The 23,849-nt window shown below is 45.1% G+C and carries 2 protein-coding genes; both read right to left on the reverse strand.

All coding sequences use genetic code 11. From position 1 onward, the window contains the following. Positions 1-70: 70 nt before the first annotated feature. Positions 71-7,888 carry a bacitracin non-ribosomal peptide synthetase BacB gene (gene bacB, locus MHH76_RS12795; RefSeq protein WP_268441557.1) on the reverse strand — a complete coding sequence of 2,606 codons (7,818 nt, stop codon included), beginning with the start codon at positions 7,886-7,888 and terminating at the stop codon, positions 71-73. Positions 7,889-8,005: 117 nt separating this feature from the next. Further along, entirely contained in the window at positions 8,006-23,776 is a 15,771-nt protein-coding gene (gene bacA, locus MHH76_RS12800) for a bacitracin non-ribosomal peptide synthetase BacA (RefSeq protein WP_339223294.1), read from the reverse strand. Positions 23,777-23,849: the final 73 nt, after the last annotated feature.

Consider the following 23,849-nt stretch of genomic DNA (forward strand, 5'->3'; position numbering starts at 1 on the left):
TCAGATCCACATGGGCCGCCCATTTTTTAAGCAGCAGGTTAACCACTTTTCATCTCTTTTGTCAGGATTTCTAGCTGTCGACAGATTCATATTCATTTAATAATTCTTCTAGATCTTCCAATGAGAGTTTGTCATAACCGTAGTCAGAGGACGTTTTTTCGGTTTCATGTTTGCCCGTGCAATGGCTGATGACCATTTGCAAACTTTCTTTGAATGCTTGATTCAATTCGCTGATCGTATCTGGAGAATACTCGTATTCGTTAAATGTCGTACTGATCATCAATTGCCGGCCGGCAACGACTGAATCGATTTCAACAGAAGCATCCCTTGCACTTTTTTCTCCGATGCTTTGACCTGCCGAAAGCTTTGACGATGAAAATTGTTCAGTCGTCAGATCATGATCGAGCTCACCAAGATAATTGAATAAGATCGGAGGCTTTTCATCCTTTAAAAGCCCTTCGTCTTTTCTCAAATACTTAAGGATGCCGTATCCGATTCCGTTATTCGGTATTTTTCGCAAAGTTTCTTTCACGATCTTAATCATCACAGACAAGTCTGCTTCATCTTCTAAGTCGATGAATACCGGATACATTGCGGTAAACCAGCCGACCGTTCTCGTGATATCCACATCTTGCAAAATATCATCTCTTCCATGGCCTTCCATAAGAATTTTCAGCCTGTTTTCCCCCGTCAGCTGCCTTGAGGCGATCAACAAAGCCGTTAACAGGAGATCATTGATCTGCGTATTGTATGCTTTATGCGCCTCTTTCAGGAGCTGTTCCGTCTCCGTTTGGCTGAGGGATATTCTGAGTGTTCTGCTATTTTCATAGTTATCATGTGCCGCTTGGCGATGTTTAGGGAGGAATGCCATCTTTCCTTTGGATATCTCCCGCCAATATTCTTGTTCTTTCAGGAGCTTTTTGCTGTTTGCGTACTCAGCCAGTTTTTCGGAAAACGTCTTGTACGAATCCGTTTTATAACCGAGCTCTATCGGTTTGCCTTGCAGGGCTTGACCGTATGCCGCTTCAAAATCCTCGAACAATATTCTCCAGGACACGCCGTCTACCAAAAGGTGATGGATCGCAATCAGCAGATGGTCTCCCTCCGTTGTTTTGAACACGCAGAGCTTGATCATTTTGCCCTCGCTGATGGATATGTCTTTTTGAATATTCGTCGCTATCTGATAAACGGTTTTCTCGAGATTTTTTTCCGTTTTCAAATCATAGACATACAGATCGAAGACGCTGTCTTCCAAGCCGCGGTTATGCTGAATGATGTCACCGTTCTTCTCCCAATAGACCATCCGTAATGCATCATGGTGTTCTGTGAGTTTACGGAAAACCTTTTCGACGATCCTTTCAGCAAACCCGTTTTCCCTGTAGAGCATAAACGCTTGATTATAATGGTTTTGCTCCCTTTGATTCGCTTCAAAAAACGACCTTTGCACAGGGGTCAGCGGCACTTGCCCTTGCACGATTTCGCTGGTGCGTGCTTTCGTTTCTTTTTTGACATATTTACTGAGGTGTCTGATGAACGGATTGGTAAACAGATCTTTAACCTGAAGCTTGAGATCGGCTCTTGATAATTTTGAAACGATTTGCAGAGCCTTAATTGAATCTCCCCCGATTTCAAAAAAATTATCGTTGATTCCGATTTTGTCCCTGTCCAGCACTTCCTGCCAAACAGCGGCCAGCTTTTCTTCCGTTTCATTACGCGGCGCTTCATATCCGCTTGCCGCTATGACGTCTCCGGCAGGTTCAGGAAGCGCTTTTCGATCGATCTTTCCGTTTGGTGTGAGAGGCATCTTGTTGATTTGAATAAAATAGGAAGGGAGCATATAGTCCGGTAAGTGATCGGACAAATATTCCCTCAGTTCATTTGTGTTTGTTTTCGCTCGAGCGACAATATAGGCGCACAGGTACTTATGTCCTTTCTTATCTTCCCGGTCTATAACGACAGCTTCGCTGATGTTTTGATTTTCCAAAAGCTTCGTTTCAATTTCGCCGGTTTCGATTCTGAAACCGCGAATCTTGACTTGGTGATCGATTCTCCCGAGGAATTCGACATTTCCATCAGGCAGCCACCTTGCCAAGTCTCCCGTTTTATACATCTTCCCCCCGGCGGCAAAACGATTTGGAACAAACCTTTCCTTCGTGAGTTCCGGTTTGTTTAAGTATCCCCTCGCGATCCCTTCACCGCCGATGTACAACTCGCCATAAACGCCGACCGGCTGCGGGTTTAATGAGGGATCCAATATATAAAATGCTGTATTGTCCAGCGGCTTTCCTATCGGCGTATTCGCAATCTCTGGAATCCGATCCAAAGCTTCCTCATAATAGCCGGAATCGACAGAAGCTTCTGTGACGCCATAGCTGTTGATGATTCTCATCCTTTGTCCGAACCGTTCAACGAGCCACTTATAATCTTTGATCGTGCAAGTGTCAGAACCCATGATCAACAGCTTCATGCTTGAAAAGTCAAGCTTGTGATGATCGATATATTTCATCAAAGGAATGATCAGGCTTGGCGTCGATTCCAACATATGAATGCCGTATTTGTTGATCATGTCATACAGAAGATTCATTTCCAGTTTGACATCATCCGGGACTATATACATTGTTCCGCCGTTGAGAAGACTGCGGCATAAATCTCCCGCGAATACATCAAACGACATGCTGGCAAGCTGGAGCAGGTTAACTGAAAATGATGCCAATTCATAGTGCTTTCTCCAAGTATAGTGGGCATGAATGATATTGCGGTGCTCGACCATCACGCCTTTTGGGTTTCCCGTCGTACCCGAGGTATAGATGACGTATGCCAAATCACCGGGGGAATTAAGATGCTCCAGATTGCTTCCATCCGTGTCGTAAGCATCGGCCTGATCGATTTGGATGATTTCTCCGGCAAAGCTGATGCTGCCAATAAGCTGATGCTGGGTCAGCAATAGATCAGCTCCGCTATCCGTGATGAGATATTGGATGCGCTCTTTCGGAAGCCCCGGATCGATCGGCATGTACGCCCCGCCGGCCTTTAGAACCGCCAATATGCCTGTCAACATCTCCAACGAACGCTCCGCCATGATTCCGACTACTGACTCCCGCTGAACCCCTTTTTGCCGCAATGTTCTGGCCAATTGATTCGCTTTTTCATTTAATTCGCGGTATGTCAACATTTGATCTTTGAAGACCGCCGCCGGATGATTCGGTGATTTTTCGGCCTGCTCTTCAAACAGCTCAGAAAAAATCCCTGACGGGTGTTCGGTGTTCGTATCATTAAATTGATACAGCACTGTGTGTCTTTCTTCTTCTGAAAGCATGCTGATGTCGTTTAATGTCTTCTGCGGATGATCGGAAATATCTCTTAGGATATTCACGAAATGCTGCGCCAGCGTTTCGGCGGTTTCTTTTTTATACAGCCTTGTGCAGAATTCCAGGTGAAACGTAATGACGCCTGCGGACTCTGCTGCTGTTAGCGACAAGTCGAATTTTGAAATCTGAAACTCCAAATCGACGGGTTCAACATGCAATCCCTCTATATCAGGCTCTGCATCATCCAGCGCCTGCATATCAAACATTGTGTCAAATAAGGCATTTCTGCTGATGTCCCGTTCCAAATCTAATTTGTCTACGAGTTCATCGAAAGGATAATCTTGATTTTCATAGGCGTTAAACGTATTTTCTTTTACATCTTGCAAATACTCAATGAATGTCCTGCCGCCTTTTGGATGGTTTCTCATCGCAAGGGTGCCTACGAACATCCCGACCGTCTGTTCCAACTCCTCCCGGGTTCGCCCCGCAATCGGCGAACCGACAATGATATCTTCCTGTCCGGTGTATTTCGAAAGGAGTATTGTATACCCGGCCAACAGCAGCATATACATCGTGACTCCGTTTTCTTTCGCTGTTTTTTTCAGCTTATCCGTCAGCTCTCTTTCGATTGCAAATGCGATTCGATCTCCTTCATAACTTTGCATTTGCGGCCTTGGAAAGTCTGTCGGCATGTTCAGAACAGGAATGTCGTTTTGAAAAACGGATAGCCAGTATTCTTCCTGTTTTTTCAACCGGTCTTTTTGCCAGGACTCTCGCTGCCACTCGGAATAATCTTTATACTGGATCTTTAACGGTGCAAGTTCTTTTTCTTCATATAAAGCCGCCCATTCTTTCATCAAGATCCCGATTGACACGCCATCGGAAATGATATGGTGCATATCAAGCAGGAGAATGTGTTCGGCTGCGTTCACCCTCACCAGCTCCGCTCTCAGAAGAGGGGCTTTTTCCAGTTCAAACGGTCTGATAAATTGATTCATCCGTTCCCGAAGGCTGCAATTGTCAAGCTCCCGGTATTTCATTTCAAATGTGACCTCTTCGTTTATGTTCTGAACGGGTTCGCCATTGATGGTCACAAAGGATGTTCTTAAGCTCTCATGTCTTTTGATTAGCGTTCTGAAGGCCTTCTCGGCCTTGTCCGTTTGGAGCTCACCTTTTATTTTCATCGCAAAAGGCATATTGTAGGCGGTTTGGCCTTCTTCGATCTGATTAAGGATATACAGCCTTTTTTGAGCGGAAGAAAGCGGGTAGTATTCTTTCTTTTCCGCTTTTTGAATGTCGGATTGAACTTGTTTTTGTTTTTGTGCGATATAAGCTGCCAAGTCTTGAATCGTCGAATGATTGAAGATTTCCTTTAGTGTCACTTCGACTTTTAATGCCGATTGAATTTTCGCGGCCATTGAAAAAGCTTTCAACGAGTGTCCGCCGATGTCAAAGAAATGGTCGTTAATCCCGATCTGTTCCGCTGGCAAGATGTCCTGCCAGATCGATAAAAGTAAGGCTTCCGTTTGATTGCGCGGGGCTTCATAGCGGGCTTGGGCAAATGCCCTTCGATCCGGCTCCGGCAATGCCTTAAGATCAGCCTTTCCATTGATCGTGCGGGGAATTTGATCAAGCTTGATAAAGCAGGACGGAATCATATACTCCGGAAGGTCCTTCGCCAAACGTTCTTGAACCTGCTCAATATCTGCGTTTTTGTTATTGAATGCGATGTAGGCGCATAGATATTTGCTGTTTTCCTGATCTTCCTTCGCCACCACGATGGCTTCATTGATATTATCGTTCATCAGCAACCGGTGTTCGATTTCTTCCAGTTCGATCCGATAGCCGCGGATTTTGACTTGGCTGTCGATTCTGCCTAAAAACTCGATGTTTCCGTCAGACAGCCATCTTGCTAAATCGCCTGTACGATATACTCTCTCGCCTGATTCGTCCACCACAAAGGCCGCTTTTGTCAATGTTTCATGATTCAAATATCCCCTTGCGACCCCTTCGCCGCCGATCAGCAGTTCGCCCGGTACTCCAACCGGCTGCGGCCGGCCGTATTGATCTGCAATGTATACCTTATAATTGCTTAAAGGCTTGCCGATAGGAATGCTCGTTTTTTTGCGGTCTGCGCTGCTTAGTTGATAATAGGTAGCGCAAACTGTCGCTTCCGTTGGACCGTAGGAATTGTAAACGTCGGCGCCTTTGATGATATTTTCGACGTACTCAAATTTTAATACGTCGCCTCCACTGATAAATTTCATCTGCGGATGAAAGGTTAAGTGCTGATTTTTATCGATTTCATTTAATAGAAGCGGGGAGCAGCTGACAAGTGTGACACGATACTTCCCGATCGTTTTCACCAGTTCATCAATGTTCAGATCGCTTACTTTTCTGCTGATCACCAAGCGCCCTGAGCAAGCTAAAATAGGGTAGACTTCTTCAGAAAATGCATCAAATGAAAAGGATACGACTTGCAAAACTGTATCATGTTCGCTTAAAGGAATCCTTTTCGTAAAAGCATCAACATAATGAACGACATTACGGTGAGTCGTCATGACACCTTTCGGCCTGCCAGAAGAACCCGAAGTATAAATTACATATGCCAAATCAGAAGCCTTGTTGACATTTGGGAGATTTTCTTTGCTGAAAGACCGGGTATCTTCGGCGGTTATCAGTTGACGCCCGTCTATTTTTGATTTAAAGGGCTCCTGGATAACGACCATATCAGCTCCGCTGTCTTCCAGCATATATTTGACTCTGTCCTCGGGATAATCCGGATCAATCGGCAGATAGGCTCCGCCGGCTTTTAATATTCCGATAATCCCGATGATCATCTCGAGTGAACGGTCTGTCATGATCGCAACAATTGTATCCGGCTTTACACCCTTCTCTCTTAAAAGCCAGGCCAATTGGTTGGCCTTTTCGTTCAGCTCTCGATATGTCAATTGCTGATCTTCGAATATAACAGCGGTGTGATCGGGTGTTTTTTCAGCCCGCTCTTCAAACAGCCGGCTGAGTGTCTTGTTTTTCGGACCATCTGTTTTCTCATGATTGAATGTATGTAAGATGATGTCTTTCTCCTCTTCCGACATCATCCTAATCTCGCTTAACGCCAGTTCAGGGTGATGAGCAGCGTCTTTTAAAACATTCAAAAAATGTCCGGCCATTCTTTCAACCGTTTCTTTTTTATACAGATCAGTGCAATATTGGAAATCAAATTTCAGGTTGTCTCCATGCAAAAATGCCGTCAGGCTTACATCGAATTTCGCGACATGAAATGGAATATCATACGTTTCAAAATGCCCCCCGCCGGCTTCAGATGCGAAATCATCCGCATGCTGCAGATCAAACATCGTGTCAAACAGCGGGTTTCTGCTCATGTCATGTGTCAAGCCCAGATGTTCGATCAATGCATCAAATTGATAATCTTGATTTTCATAGGCTTTCAGCGTATTGTTTTTGACCGTTTGGACATATTCGCTAAATGTCATGTTCCCCTTTGGCCGGTTTCTCAGCGCAAGGGTGCCGACAAACATCCCGATTGTCCCGTTTAAATCGGCATGCGGTCTTCCGGCAATCGGCGAGCCGACAATGATATCCTCTTGTCCGGTGTATTTTGACAGCAGAATGGTGTAGCCTGCCAAAAGAAGCATGTACATTGTAACGCCGTTTTTTGCGGCGATCGTCTTCAGTTTTTTTGTGGTGTCCTGATCCAATTCCACAACCGTTCTGTTTCCTTGAAAGCTTCGGATTTTCGGTCTCGGAAAATCGAGCGGCATATTCAATACCGGAATGTCTCCCCGGAAGGTATTGAGCCAATACGCTTCCTGCTTCTTCAACCGGCTCTGCTGCTCGATGTCTCTCTGCCACTCTGAATAATCTTTATACTGAACCGCCAGCGGAGACAATTCTTTGCCTTCACAGCAGTCGGCGAATTCCTTCATTAAAATTCCGATAGAGACGCCGTCTGAAATGATATGATGCATATCAACCATCATCATATGCTCAGCTTCATCCACTTTTACGATTTCCGCTCTTAAAAGCGGGGCTTTTTCTAATTCAAAAGGTTTGATGAAACGGCTGATTTTCTCCTGAATGCTTTGATCCCCCAACTCGCTGTATTCAAGTCGGAACTCGGCTTCCTGTTCGATTTTCTGCACCGGTTCGCCATCGAGCATGACAAAAGAAGTTCTTAACGATTCATGCCGTTTGATGAGTGCTTTCCATGCCTGTTCAAGTCGGCTGATTTGAACTTCACCGTTTATTTTTACCGCCAGCGGCATGTTATAGGCCGTTTTGCTGTCATCAAGCTGATTTAAAATGAACATCCTTTTTTGTTCCCTTGACAAAGGGTAGGTTCCGCTTTTAGACGGCGCCGCTTTCGGAAAGCTTCGCTCAATGTCCGTTTCGCCCGCTTCCAGCGCTGCGATGATGTCTTCTTTATACCGCTTGATTTGCTGTTTTAAGTCAGCCGTCAATAATTCTTGAGGACCGATGATTTTGATTTTTCCCTTGTTATGGTATAAGGTGATATTTTTCTTTTTCAAATCATTTATGAAGTCCATTATGCTCATACTCATCTCACTCCATTCGTCAGACTTGCGGCCAATATCAGAATCGGTTTTTTTAAGGAAAATGGGGCAGCTGTACAATCTATCATTTGAAATGATAGATTGTACAGTGCAATTCCATCACACTTCCTCTTCCGCGTACTCCTCACTAACGGCCGATTCGGCTTCAGCGGTTAATACAAAACGCGCTAATGATTTTGCAGTCGGATGTTTAAAGAACGTGCTGATCCTCATATCAATGCCAAACGTTTTGTTAATGGAATGGACAGCTTGCATCGCTTTCAGCGAATTCCCCCCCTTGTCGAAGAAATGGCAGGAAATACCCATCCGCTCTGTTCCGAGTACGTCCTCCAAGATGGAAATGATGCGCTGTTCGACATAGTTTCTTGGCGCTTCGTACTCTGCTTCAGTTCCTGCGCTTCTGTCCGGCTCAGGCAGGGCTTTTCTGTCCACTTTCCCGTTTTTGGTGAGCGGCAGCTTGTCCATTTTCACGAAATAGGCGGGGATCATGTAATCCGGAAGCTTTTCACCTAAAAATCCTTTCAGCTCATCAAGAGAAATCTCGCGATTTGCCGTGATATAGGCGCAAATGTACGGGCGGCTCTCTTCGTCTTCCCTGACGGTGACGATTGTCTCATTGATGTCTTCATGCATCTCCAGCCGGCTTTCGATTTCGCCGAGTTCGATCCTGAAGCCGCGGATTTTCACCTGGTGGTCGATCCGGCCGATGAATTCGATGTTGCCGTCTGGCAGCCATTTCGCTAAATCGCCCGTCTTGTACAGCCTTTCTCCCGGAATGAACGGATGCGGGATGAATTTTTCCGCCGTCAGTTCCTCGCGGTTTAAATATCCTTTGCTTAAACCGTCGCCCGCGATGCAAAGCTCTCCGGGAACCCCGATCGGCAGGAGCTTGCCGGCTTCATCCATGATCAAGACCGACGTATTCGCCAGCGGGCTGCCGATCGGGATTGTTTCCGCTTCATCGTCTATCTCGTTGATGAAGTAATATGTCGCATACACCGTGCTTTCCGTTGGGCCGTAAACATGAATCAATTTATCCCGGCCGACATGATCCAGCACTTTTCTCACATGCGGTATCGACGCTCTTTCCCCGCCGAAGAGGATTTTCCGCAGCTTGGCGAGGCAGCCGATATTGATGTCGGCGAGCGTATTGAACAGCGCCGTCGTAATGAACATCACGCTGACTTGTTCTTTTTTTATCACTTCGGCCAGCTCATGTGTATTCAAGACCGTCTCTTTTTCGATCAGGACGAGTGAGGCTCCGTTTAAGAGAGCTCCGAAGATGTCGAACACCGATCCGTCAAACGAATAATTGGACAGTTGGAGAATGACATCGTTTCCTGTGATGTCGATATAATTGGTATTTTTAACGACTCTTGCCGCACTGTAATGCGGGATGACCACTCCTTTTGGCGTTCCGGTTGAGCCGGACGTGTAGACGATGTACGCTGTATCGCTTGAGCGATTCACACGCGGAAGATTCTCTTCACTTAGTAAGTGCAACTCGTCCGAACACAAATCAACGGTTTTTATATCAAAAGGTTTAAGAAGCGAATCTGTTGTTACTAACAATGCCGCACCGCTATTTTTCAACATATAATCGATTCTGTCCCTAGGCGTTTCAGGATCGATCGGCAAATACGTGCCGCCCGCTTTTAAAATCCCGATGATGCCGATGATCATTTCAAAGGAGCGGTCCGCGATGATCGCCGCAATCGAGCCTCTGCCGATCCCTTTTTCTCTGAGGAGTCTCGCGGTTTGGTTTGCTTTCTCATTCAGCTCTCTGTAGGTCATGCGCTGAGCACCGAACACAAGAGCCGTATGGTCAGGCGTCTTCATGGCCTGTTCCTCAAAGAGCTCATGAAGCGGCTTGTCTTTCGGGTAACCCGTTTTTGTATCGTTGAATGTGTGTAAAATCCTGTGTTGTTCTTCTTTTGACACAAGGTTGATGTCTCGTAATGTTTGTGTCTCATCTTCCGCCACTTGTTCTGCGACGGTGATGATATGCTTTTCTAATGTTTCGATGATGGTGTTGTCATACACATTTTCGTTAAATGTCAATTTGAGCTTCAGCTGCTCATCTTCTAAAACGCCGGTCAGATTAAAATTATAGTTGGTCCGTTCTTTTCCATGAACACCTTCCAGTTCAAAACCGGTTTCCCCGGATTGGCTTCTGAACAGCTCTTCATCAAACGCATAATTTTGAAAGGCCATGACATGAGTGATCAGCTCTCTTTTCATTTCACTCAGTTCCTGAATTTCCGATAAATTCATATAGCTGTATCGATTGCTTTCGATAGACTCGGCTTGTGTTTTCTTTAACACCTCTTTAAAGCTTCTTGCGCCTTCAAAGCTGATCCGTGTCGGTATTGTATGAATAAACAAGCCGACCATCTCTTCGATGCCGTCAACAGGAGCCTCCCGTCCCGAGACGACGGTTCCGAATACGACTTCATCGGTATTGTTGTATTTTGCCAGAATCATGCCCCAAATTCCTTGAAGAACCGTATTGATGGTGACATGATGCTGCTTGGCGATCCGGGTGATTTTCGTTGTCAGTTCTTTTGAAAACGATATGACTTTTTCTTTGCCGCAATATTCTTCTGACGTTGCGCCGCGATTGAACGCCGGAAGTTCAGACCGCGACTCATACCCTTTTAGATAATCCTTCCAGTATGCCACCGCTTCTTCTTGATCTTGTTTTTCCAGCCATTTGATATAGTCTCCATACGGCTTCGGCTCTTTTAATCGGCGGGATTCGCCCTTCATTATTTTTCCATATAGACTGAACAGCTCGCTCAAAACAATACCCAGACACCAGCCGTCCAGGAGGATGTGGTGATGACTCCAAATGAGCCGATACGATTCATCACTCATTTTGATCAAACAAACCCTCATGAGGGCTTCACTGCTCAGATCAAAGCCTTTTTCTTGATCTTCTTTTAAATATGTTTCTATGAACCTATGCTGCCGCGTTCGATTTTCGCCTGTCAGATCTATTGATGTGAAAGGTGTTTTCCGGTCTCTAGCTATGATTTGTCTCGGTTCGGCTGTGATTTCATATTCAAAAGACGCCCTTAAGATTTCATGCCTCTTCACGATTTCGTGAAAGCTTTCTTCTAAAATGTCCGGATGGACACGTCCTTTTAATTTGATGACAATTTGCTGGAAGTATGCCCCTGATGTCTGATCCATAGCGTTATGAAATAGCATTCCTTTTTGCATATTGGCCAGTGGATAGATCTTTTCGATTTGAAACGCGCTGTACTTATCTTTAATAAGCTCCAGCTCTTCAAGACCAAGCGAGACATCGCCATAATCGGAAGGCGTCATGTCCGATCCTTCTTTATCAACGCAATGATCGACGATCTTTTCCAGGTTTTCTTTGAATGATTGATTGAGTTGTTCGATTGTGCTTGTTTGGTATTGGTCCTGGTTGAACGTCGTATAGATTGTCAATTCGCCGTTTAAAGAGATCGCATTCATTTCGATGGCGCAGTGCCTTACGATTTTTCCGCCGATGCTTTCTCCCGGTGAAAATGGCGACTGGGAAAATACTTTTCTATTCATGTCATTGTTCATTTCTCCAAAATAGTTAAAAGAAAGCGGAGCCTGTGTTTGTATTTTCTGAAGCTCTTCTGTCATGTATTTTAAAACACCGTAGCCGATCCCTTTATTCGGTATTTTTCTCAACGCTTCTTTGACCATTTTGATATTTTGCGATATTTCTTTTTCTTCTCCCAAATCGATAAAGACCGGATAAACCGTCGTAAACCAGCCGATCGTTCTCGTGATGTCAACACCGTCTAAGATGTCCTCCCTGCCGTGCCCTTCCATCATGACCTTCAATTTGTTTTCGCCGGTGATATCCCTGACTGCGGCGATTAATGCCGTCAGCAAAATATCGTTGATTTCCGTGTTGTAGGCTTTGTTTGCGTTTCGCAAAAGTTTCGCTGTCACGTCTGGGCCGATTCTGATGCTCAAAGTCGCGCTGTGTTCAAACGTGTCTCGTTCAAGCTTTTCAGCAGGAATAAATGGAACATCCGCTTCCAGGGCCTTTTGCCAATACTCCCTTTCCTTTAACAGCCTGCGGCTTTGGGCATACTTCTTCAATTGACGGGCGAACTCTTGGTATGAATCCGTTTTATATCCGATGTCGAGAGGTTCACCTTTCAATGCCTGAAGGTACAATGTTTCAAAATCCTCGAACAAAATTCTCCACGATACGCCGTCAACGACAAGATGATGGATCGCAATGAGCAGGTGATCGCCCTCATCAGCCCGGAAGATGCCGAGATGAACGAGTTTTCCTTTTCTAATCGATGATTTTTTTTGAATGCCTGTCGCCAGCTCAAACACCTTTTCCTCTTGACTGTCAAAGCCTCTTACATCATAAACATCCAGGTCGAACAAGTTTTCACGATAGCCTCTGTTGTATTGAATAATGTCTCCGTCTTTTTCTTCATAGATCATCCTTAACGCGTCATGCTGCTCCAGTATTTTATTGAATGCTGTTCTGACGATGTTTTCGTCATAGCCGTCTTTTCTAAAGAGCATAAATGACTGGTTGAAGTGGTCAAGCTCCTCTTTGTTGTTCGCAAAATATCTCTTTTGGATAGGAAGCAGTTCCGTCTCACCTGTAACGGGTTTGTTATGTTTGCGATGTCTCGTTTCTTCTGTAATAAATCGGCTGAGATCTTTTATTTTCGGATTGGCGAACAGCGCCTTCATCTCAAGTTTCAGGTTCATCTTTGCCAGCCTGGATACGATCTGGAGCGCCTTGATCGAGTCTCCCCCTGCCGCAAAGAAATGGTGACTGATCCCGATGTCCTCGGCACCGAGAATCTCTCTCCAGACTTGCACGAGTTTTCGTTCGATTTCATTACGGGGCGGATCGTACCCGGTTCCTTCCATGACATTTACATTGCCGTCCGCCTCAGGCAGTGCGCTTCTGTCCACTTTACCGCTTGGGGTGCGCGGGAGCCTGTCAAGCTTCACAAAATAGGACGGAATCATATAATCAGGCATTTCCCTTTCGAGAAATTGTCGTACATCAGCTGCAGGCAATTCCTTGTCAGAGGCGATATAGGCGCATAAATAGCTGTTGCCGTTTTGATCCTTTCCTGCGATCACTGCCGCTTCTTTGATTTTCTCATGTGTCAAGAGCTGCTGTTCCACTTCGCCGAGCTCTATGCGATAGCCGCGGATTTTCACTTGATGATCGGCCCGTCCTAAAAACTCAATCTGTCCATCCGGAAGCCACATCGCCAAATCTCCGGTTTTGTACATTTTTTTGCCTGGCTCAAATGGATGGTCGACAAACTTTTCCGCCGTAAGCTCAGGTCTGTTTACATACCCCCTGGCAACCCCTTCACCTGCTATACATAGTTCTCCGGCAATGCCAACCGGCAGAGGGCGGAGTTCTTTGTCCACAATATAGATGCTTGTATTGAGAAGCGGTCTGCCGATCGGAATGGACGGTGTTTGCGGCACTTTTCCCGATTCGATTTGATGTGAAGCAGCATCAACACAGCACTCTGTCGGGCCGTATACATTCGTGATATTGCATGACAGATTCGGAAATTTATGAAATAGGCCGCCTATGACATCAGGTGTTAATGCATCTCCTCCGACAATCAATTCCTTCAGATCGAATTCGAGTTCCGTTTTGTCTACATAAGCCAGCATGTTTAAATGAGCAGGCGTCATGTCAGATACATTGATGTTGTTTTTCGAATAATACTCAATTAAACTCATGGCATCCCAGGCTGTCTCGCGTGGGACGATGCAAAGGGTATGCCCGAAGAGAAGCGCTGCGAATATTTGTTTGACAGAGGCATCAAATATATAAGGCGCAACCAGCGCTACATTTAAATGAGCATCGAGATGCTGATAAATTCTTTCATTTAATCCATGAACAAGATTGTTCACACTATGATGCTCGATCATGACGCCTTTCGGTTTTCCAGTGGATCCCGATGTATAGATGACATATGCCAAATGCTGCGGCTTGATGTCATGCTTAAGGTTTTCCACGTGGTCATTTTGTCCGGTTTGATCAATCCGGATGATATCTCCGGTATATGCTTCACCCGGGTCCACATCGCCTGCCGCGCATAATACGCTGACATCGCTGTCTTTTAACATGTAGCTTATTCTTTCCTGCGGATACGCCGGATCGATTGGCAGATAGGCTCCGCCAGCTTTCAAAATACCCATAATACCGACGATCATTTCGATTGACCGTTCTGTGAGAATCCCTGCTATCACATCAGGGCCTACTCCTTTTTGACGCAAGGTGAAAGCCAGGCTGTTCGCCCTTTCATTCAGCTCCCTGTAAGAAATCGTTTCATCCCCGAAGGCAACCGCCGGATGATCAGGCGTTTTTTCCGCCTGCTTTTCAAACAGCTCCGGTATCGTCATCTCTTTGCAGAACACACCGTCTGTTCGGTTAAAATCATACAGAACCCGATGTCTTTCACCCTTTGTCAGGACATCTATCTGATTGATGGCAATGTCCGGATGATCCGCCGCTTGTTCCAACAAGCTGATCAGGTGTTCAGATAGTCTTTCCATTCTTTCCTTGTTGAATAGCGTCGTTGAATACTCAACTTCCAATCTTAATCCGTCTGCCGCTTCACTCGCAGTCACTGTGATGTCAAACTTGGAAATGCCGCGCTTGATCTCCACCAGCCTGCTTCTCAGCCCCTCTGCTTCAAACGGCTTTACGTCTGTGTTATGGTACACGAGCATCGTATCAAAGAGCGGGTTTCGGGCCATGTCCCGTTTGATGTTTACTTTTTCTACAAGCTCTTCAAACGGATAATCCTGGTTTTCATAAGCCTGAAGCGTGTTTTCTTTTACCTCTTGCAAATAATCTCTGAAAGTCTTTTTCCCTTCCGGATGGTTTCTGATCGCCAAGGTATTGACAAACATGCCGATGAGATGTTGAATATCCTCATGATTTCTCCCTGCAGCCGGGGTTCCGACGATGATATCTTCCTGACCTGTATATTTGGAAAGCAGTGCTGTATAACCGGCCAACAGAAGCATGTACATCGTAACGCCGTTTTCTTTCGCCATATGCTGAAGCTTGCGGAATGTTTCACTTTCGATTGCTGCAGTGACGGTGTCACCTTCAGAGCTTTTCGTCAGCGGCCTTTTATGATCTATCGGGAGATCAAGGACCGGGATATCGCCTTTATACGTCTTCAGCCAGTATTCTTCCTGTCTTTTCAGCTCCTCGCTGCGGGCATGGCTATTTTCCCATTCTGCGTAATCTTTATATTGAATATGGAACGGCTTCAGTGATTTCCCTTCATACAGCGCTCCCAGTTCTTGAATGAAGATGTCGGTGGACACGCCATCGGAAATGATATGGTGCATATCGAACATCAGCAAGTGCTCACGTTCATTCAATTTGACGACCTCCGCCCTTAAAAGCGGTGCTTTTTCCAAATGAAACGGCCTGATGAAGCTTTTGATTTTTTCTTCGGCGCTTTCTTTGCCGATGTCACTGTATGCGACTTGAAAATCGATCTCTTTTTCAATCTGCTGCATCACCTCACCGTCGATCATGACAAATGAAGTTCGAAATGATTCATGTCTTTTGACCATGTTTTTTAATGTATTCTCAAATCGGCGGATATCAAAATCGCCTTCGAGCGTCATGGCAAAAGGCATGTTATATGCAACATGACTGCCTGTTTGAGAAAGGATATAGAGCCTTTTTTGCGCTGAAGACAATCGGTAATATGGTTTTTCTTCCGTTTTTCCTATCGATGTAAAAACACTTTCCTTCGCCGCACCGATATATTCCCTCAGCCCTTTAATCGTCGGGGTTTCGAATATTTGTCTTAAAGGCAGCTTGACATTCAGTTCTTTATGAATGGTTGATACCAAAGCGGCGGCTTTAAGCGAATGCCCGCCGGCTTCAAAGAAATGGCTGTTGATCCCGATTTTATTGATTCCTAAAGCCTCTTCCCATATGGAAACAAGTTTTTCTTCCATCTGATCCCGCGGCGCTTCGTAGCGGCGATCCATTGTGACGCTCCGTTCCGGAACCGGAAGGCTTTTCTTATCCACTTTTCCATTCACGGTAAGCGGCAGCCCGTCAAGCTGGACAAAGTACTGAGGAATCATATAATCCGGAAGGCTTTTCTTTAAAAACGCTCTGATCTTCTCCGGTTCGACTTCCTTTTTAACCGTTACATATGCGCAAAGATACGGGTCATGATCTCCGTCTTCTCTTGCGATGACCGCCGCTTCTTCAATCTTTTCATATTTAAGCAGCCGGTTCTCGATCTCGCCGGGTTCGATCCGATAGCCGCGAATCTTAACCTGCTGGTCAACCCGTCCCAAAAACTGAATGTTTCCATCCGGCAGCATTTTGGCAAGATCACCTGTGCGGTACATTCTTTCCCCGGGTACAAACGGATTTTCGATGAATTTTTCCCGAGTCAATTCCGGTCTGTTTACATACCCGCGGGCCAGCCCTTCCCCGGCGATGCAGAGCTCACCGCTGGCTCCGAGCGGACAAAGCTGAAGGTCTTTGTTCAATATATACACTTTGACGTTATCGATCGGTTTTCCGATTGGAATATTTTGATACGATTTGTCTATTGGAAAACTTGTAGCAACAACTGTATTCTCCGTCGGTCCGTAATTGTTTACGATTTGATAGCTTTTTTCTTTAAAGACGTTTAATTTATCTCCACCCGTTAACAGCGTTCTTAACGAATGATTGTCAAGCGCTGTAAATTGTTCGCAGACTGGTGTCGGCAAAAAGCTGATCGTAATATGATGGTCATGAAAATACCGGTTCAGCTTTTCAACATCCAGCCTTGTCTCCTGATTGAGGACATGAACGGTGGCTCCCGCTGTTATATAAGGGAACAGCTCCCAGACAAAAGCGTCGAAGCTGATGCTCGCATAAATCGAGCTGTTGTCGTTTTGTCCGACTTCAAAACAGGATTGATGCCAGCTGCACAAGTTGATCAATGATTGATGTTCGATCATCACGCCTTTTGGCTTTCCCGTTGACCCCGACGTATAGATGACATATGCAAGGTCGCCGCTTTGATTGACATTGTCAATGTCTGACCGATCCTGCCCGGCAATCCTCTCATCATCCATATGAATCAACTCGATCGATTCGGCCGTAAGCTCCTCGGCAAGCGGAACGTCAGAGATGATGACTTTGACTTCACTGTCAAAAGCCATGTATCTCATCCGCTCCAGAGGATACTCAGGATCAATCGGCAAATAGGCGCCGCCTGCTTTCAGCACACCGAGAATCGCTGCGATCATATCTGACGAACGCTCCATCATGATCCCGACGAGCGTATCCGGCTTGACACCTTTTTCTCTCAAAAGCCTTGCCACTTGATTTGCTTTTTCATTCAACTGTCGGTACGTCAGTTTTTGATCTTCAAAAACAACTGCAGTGTGATCTGGTATTCGTTTTGCCTGCTCCTCAAACAGCTGGTGGATTGCTTTTCCTTTTGGATATGCCGTCTTTGTATGGTTAAAGGACTCTAAAAGTGTCCGTTTTTCTTGACGGGATATCATGTCGATTTGATGTAAAGCAACATCAAGGTTTTCTGAAACTTCCTCTAAAATCCTGAAATAATCTTCCGCTATCTTTTGAATCGTCTCTTCCTTGAAAAGACTTGTCGAATATTCAATGTTCAATACGATCTTTTGTTCAAAATCCAACACATTAAAGATCATGTCAAATTTTGCATTGTCCAGTTCAAAGATGATCGGACTCAGCTTGACATCGCCTTTCTGTTTGGTAAACATCCTGGCATCTTCCAGAACAAACATCGTGTCGAACAAAGGATTGCGGTTAGACTCCCGTACACCATTGAGTTTGCGGATCAAATCATCAAACGGATACTCGGAATTGTCAAAGGCCGCAATCGTACGCTCTTTCGTCTGCTGCAAAAATTCTTTAAAACTGTAGGAAGTATCAACCTCGTTCCGCAAAGCAAGTGTATTAACAAAAACGCCGAATACATCTTGCAGATCAGGATGCAGCCTTCCCGCAGCAGCGGTTCCGACAACGATATCTGTTTGATTTGTATATTTATTTAAAAGCACATAATATGCGCTCAGCATCACCGTATAAAGAGTTGTTCCGTTATGTTTCGCCAGCTTCCTTATATGATCTGACAGTTCCCGCTCCATTTCCAAAAACACGCTGCTTCCTTCAAACGTGTCGATATGATGACGTTTATAGTCATAAGGAAAGTCCAGCTTTGACGGTATATCGCGATAAACGTCAAGCCAATAGGCTTCCTGCTTTTTCATCGCGGCTGATTGATTAAATGTATGATTCCATTCCACATAATCTTTATATTGCACATTTACTTCCGGCAATGGCACATTGCTGTAAAGTTCCAATATTTCATTCATCAGGATGCCTTGAGAAACCCCGTCACTGATGATGTGGTGGAAATTTATGACCAGTATATGCCTAATATCTTCGATTTTGATCAGCTTGGCCCTCATAAGAGGCGGCCGGCTTAAATCAAAAGGCTTGATGGATTCTTTACAGTACGTGCTTGTGATCTCCATTAAAGCACGCTGATCTGTAATCGAAGCGTCTAAGCACTCGTATTCCAGGCGGAAGTCGACATTCTCATAAATTTTTTGGATGAGTTCATTGTTTTGGATTTCAAACCCGGTTCGCAATATTTCATGTCTTTGCAAAAATGTCTTCAATGCGTTTTCGAGCTGTATGGCGTTGATCCGGCCTTCGACAAGAAGGGCCATCGGAATATGGTAAGCTCCCCTTTCATTTTCCAGCATCGACAGCATATACATTCTTTGTTGGGCAGGGGATGTCGGATAATACTCTTTTTCGCGAGCCTTTTGAATCGGATGTTCCATATCGCTTTCTTCTCTGTTTTTCAAATAGTGGTCCAAAGCGATGATTGTATCATTTTTAAAGATTTCGCTGATCGGCATCTCAACATTCATTCGTTTGTTGATTTCTGTGATGATGGATATCGCTTTGAGTGAATCTCCGCCAATTTCATAATAGCTGACATCGAGATTGATGCTGTCTAGGCCAAATATATCTTTCCAAATCTCCAGAAGCATGGCTTGTGTTTCATTCTCCGGCAGCATCGATCCGCCTCGTTGACCTTCATCTGCGGTATGCTGTTCAGCCAAGTCATGGAGCGTGCGTTTATCGACTTTTCCGTTTACAGTTAACGGGATTTCCTCAATTTGCACGAATTTCGCAGGAATCATATAGTCAGGCAGCGTTTTTTGCAAAAATTCCTTTACATCTAATTGGCTGATCGCGTTCTCGGCTACAACAAAAGCGTATAAGTTTTTGATTCCGTCCGGACTTGTATAATCAATAACCGATGCCTTCGTAATCTCCTGATGGCTTACGAGAGTATTTTCAATTTCCCCCATTTCCACTCTGTAGCCTCTGATCTTCACCTGGCTGTCTTTTCTTCCGAGAAACTCTACATAACCGTCCTCTTTCAAGACGCCGTAGTCACCCGTTTTATAGATGTAACCTAATTCCTGATGCTGGATAAATGAATGATCCGTTTTTTCTTGATCATGAATATACCCGCTTGCTACCCCCGCTCCGCCTATATACAGCTCTCCTTCGACACCGACGGGACATAATTGTTTATTCTGGTTCAATACGTATATTTTTTGATTGGCCAGCGGTTTTCCATAAGGAATGCTTTTCCAGTCTTCCTCTACTTTTTGAATCGGATAGTAGATCGACCAGATGGATCCTTCTGTTGCGCCTCCCAAACTAATCACTTCTGCGTTTTTAAACGTCTTCTTTATGGTTGCAGGCAACTGAAGCGGTATCCAGTCTCCGCTTAGCAGGATGAGTCTGAGATGATGATTGAGTTCGTTGTCCGGGTATACATCGGCCGTCATTCCCATAATCGCCGGAACAGAATTCCAAATTGTAATCCGTTCTTTTTCGACTGTCTCTTTCAGACTGAATACATCCCTTTGGTCATCAATGATGACAAGTGACGCCCCGCTGCTTAAAGCGCCAAACACGTCATAAACAGATAAATCAAAGCACAATGAGGAAATGCCCATCATGTTATCTTGTTCTGTGACGCTGAATTTTTCATTGATATCTAGAATGGTATTCGCTGCGGCACCATGCGTAATCTGAACGCCTTTTGGCTTGCCTGTGCTTCCTGACGTAAAGATGACATATGCCATGTCATCCAAATCGACTTTTCGGTCAACCGGCGCTTTTGAGAAGCGCTCGATATGTTCTTTGTCATACACGTCATGGCTGATGAAGAATTTGCAATTGCTTTTTGATTGGATATACGCCTTTCTTTCTTCCGGATAATCCGGATCGAGAGGGATATAAGCTGCTCCAGTCTTCAATACAGCCAATAAATTGACAATCGTCCCCAGGCTTCTTTTGCCGATGACACCGATATAGTCGCCCCTTTCAACCCCTTTTCCAATGAGAAATCTTGCGACCTGGTTGGATTTTTCGTCAAGCTCCTGATAGGTCATCACCTCATCATGATGCTTGAGTGCTATTCTGTCAGGTCCATGTTTAACCTGGCCGGTAAACAATTCGTGCAAAGGCTCGGTATCGAAAGATTGATCTGTGTCATTATAGGCGCTGATCATTTGGCGGCTTTTTTCATTCATTTGGATGGTTGAAACGTCCTCGCCGGATACGGCTTTCTGGATGACAGCGATATACTGGTCAAACATCGATTCAATTACTTCATGTTCAAAAATTTGCTCCACATAGTCCCATGTAATATAAAGGCCGCCGTTTATTTCATAAACTTGGTTGTCAATATATACTTGCGACGTTCTCGTGCTAAAGAAATGAATGTTGTCAAAATCGACAAGACTGTCAAATGAGTCGTCGGGATTTTCACTCAGCACGCTTGTGAATACGATCGGCATGACAGCTTTTTTATTCATGCCATTCTTTTTGGCAATGTTTCTGATCACATCAACCCCGTCATAATGTCTGTGTTCCAGTGCTTCCAAAAGCGTGTCCTGAACATTTAAAGCAAATCTCCAGAAAGAGCTCATGTTTTCTTCGGCATGGATATCCAGCAGCATTAAAGAGGTAAAATCTCCGATCATGTTCTTGACATCCGGATGAAACGGGATTCTGTTAAATACGGTTAAATTGATAGCAAAATGATTTTGCCGGCTCCAATAAGCTAATATATAGGCATATGCAGCACAAAGGACGGAAGTCGGCGTGAGATGATGATGCCGGGCTTTCTTTTTTAATTCATTCCATGTATGTCCATCCAAAAACGTTGAAAACTTCTTGAACGAAGGTTTCGCTACATGAGCTGGATCAGATTTAAGAGGCAGCTCAGGCGCACTTGGAAAATGATCCAGTTTATCCAGCCAATATTGTTGATCTTTTTGATATCTGCTTGTTTGCTTAAAATTGATTGAGGCCAAAACATAATCTCTGAAGCTGTATTCTAGTGAAGGCAGTTGGAGGCCGGGGTTTTCATATAGTTGTTTAAACTCTCTGATTAATCGTTTCATACTGCTGTCATCGCAAATGAGCGGGTCCACATTGAGGAAAAAATATTTTTTCTCTCCAGGCAGCATAAACGTTTTGAGTTCAAACAAAGGCCATACACTTGGATCAATGATTTTTGATGTCATCTTCTCCCGCTGTTCTAAAATTCTGGCGTTGATTTCTTCTTCTGTGAAACCTCTTAAATCCTGAGTTTCGATCGTATAACGTTGTGTTACTTCGAGAATTTTTTGCGTTCCGTTTTCAAATACGATCGTGCGGAGAATCGGATGCCTGTCAATCAGTTTTTGCAGTGTCAGCTGAAATCGATTCAAATCGACATCAGCTTCAAATTCGACAGTTAAATTCGTAGCGACTCCGCCGATTTCGAACGTCTCATCCCTGCCAACCAAATAAGCCAGCTGAATGCCTGTGAGCGGGAATATTTCATGGATATTTTCCGGATCGGCAGCCCTTGTCACGAGAGTGTCGCCCTTGTCTTCTTGGTGATTAGCTTCGATAAAAGCGCTCAATTCCTTTATGGTCGCAAGCTTAAATAGCTGATGCAGCGGAATTTCAACATTCATTTTTTCCTTTATTTTGGCGATGAGCTCCATCGCATGCAATGAATGTCCGCCCATTTGTGCAAAATGATCATGAATGCCCGCTTTTTCAACGTGCAAAACATCCTGCCAAACAGCTGCCAGCTTTTCTTCCGTTTCATTTCGCGGCGCTTCATATTCGTTTTCCGCCCCCGCCGTTCTGTCCGGCTCAGGCAGGGCTTTTCTGTCGACTTTCCCGTTTTTGGTGAGCGGCAGCTTGTCCAATTTGACAAAATATGCGGGAATCATGTATTCCGGAAGCTTTTCACCTAAAAATCCTTTCAGCTCATCAAGGGAAATCTCGCGATTCGCCGTGATATAGGCGCAAATGTACGGGCGGCTTTCTTCGTCTTCCCTGACGGTGACGATCGTCTCATTGATGTCTTCATGCATCTCCAGCCGGCTTTCGATTTCGCCAAGTTCGATCCTGAAGCCGCGGATTTTCACCTGGTGGTCGATTCGGCCGATGAATTCGATGTTGCCGTCTGGCAGCCATTTCGCTAAATCGCCCGTCTTGTACAGCCTTTCTCCCGGAATGAACGGATGCGGGATGAATTTTTCCGCCGTCAGTTCCTCGCGGTTTAAATATCCTTTGCTTAAACCGTCGCCCGCGATGCACAGCTCGCCGGGAACCCCGATCGGCAGGAGCTTGCCGGCTTCATCCATGATCAAGACCGACGTATTCGCCAGCGGGCTGCCGATCGGAATCGTTTCCGCCTCATCGTCTATCTCGTTGATGAAATAATATGTCGCATATACCGTGCTTTCTGTCGGGCCGTAAACATGAATCAATTTATCCCGGCCGACATGATTCAGCACTTTTCTTACATGCGGTATCGACGCTCTTTCCCCGCCGAAGAGGATTTTTCGTAAATTCGACAGACAGTCGACATGAATGTCGGCAATCATGTTGAACAGTGCCGTCGTAATGAACATCACGCTGACCTTCTCCTCGTTGATAGCGCTTCCAAGTCTATTGATGTTCAATAGCGCTTCCTTCTCAATCATGACCAGCGACGCTCCGTTTAATAAAGCGCCGAAGATGTCGAACACCGATCCGTCAAACGAATAATTGGACAGTTGGAGAATGACATCGTCTTCTGTGATATCGATATAATTGGTATTTTGAACAACCCTTATGACACTGTAGTGCGGGGTGATGACGCCTTTTGGCGTTCCCGTGGAACCTGATGTGTAGATAATATAGGCGGTATCGCCGGAATCATTGACAGAACTGAGCGGTTCTTTACTGAATCCGTCTGAAGCCTCTCTGTCCAACTGAACGATGTCAGCCTCACAATCGATTCCGTCCGCCGCTTTTCCTTGCGTAAGCAGCACCGCGGCTTTCGTGTCGCTGAGCATGAAGGCAATTCTGTCTTTCGGCGTTTCAGGGTCGATCGGCAGATACGCACCTCCCGCTTTTAAAATACCGATGATGCCGATGATCATTTCAAAGGAGCGGTCCGCGATGATCGCGGCAATCGAGCCTCTGCCGATCCCTTTTTCTCTGAGGAGTCTCGCGGTTTGGTTTGCCTTCTCATTCAGCTCTCTGTAGGTCATGCGCTGAGCACCGAACACAAGAGCCGTATGGTCAGGCGTCTTCATGGCCTGTTCTTCAAAAAGCTCATGAAGCGTCTTGTTTTTTGGATAATCGGTTTTTGTGTTGTTAAAATGTAGGATCAGTTCTTTTTCATTCTCTGTCATTTTGTGAAATACCCCATTTTCTAATGAATGTTTAGCAACCATATAAAAATTCTCCTTTTTGATAAAATATTCACCATAATATTGGTCTGTAGTTGCTCTTTTACCGATTTTTTAT

It is taken from the genome of Bacillus sp. FSL L8-0193 (assembly GCF_037976065.1).
In the GTDB taxonomy this organism is placed as follows: Bacteria; Bacillota; Bacilli; order Bacillales; family Bacillaceae; genus Bacillus; species Bacillus paralicheniformis.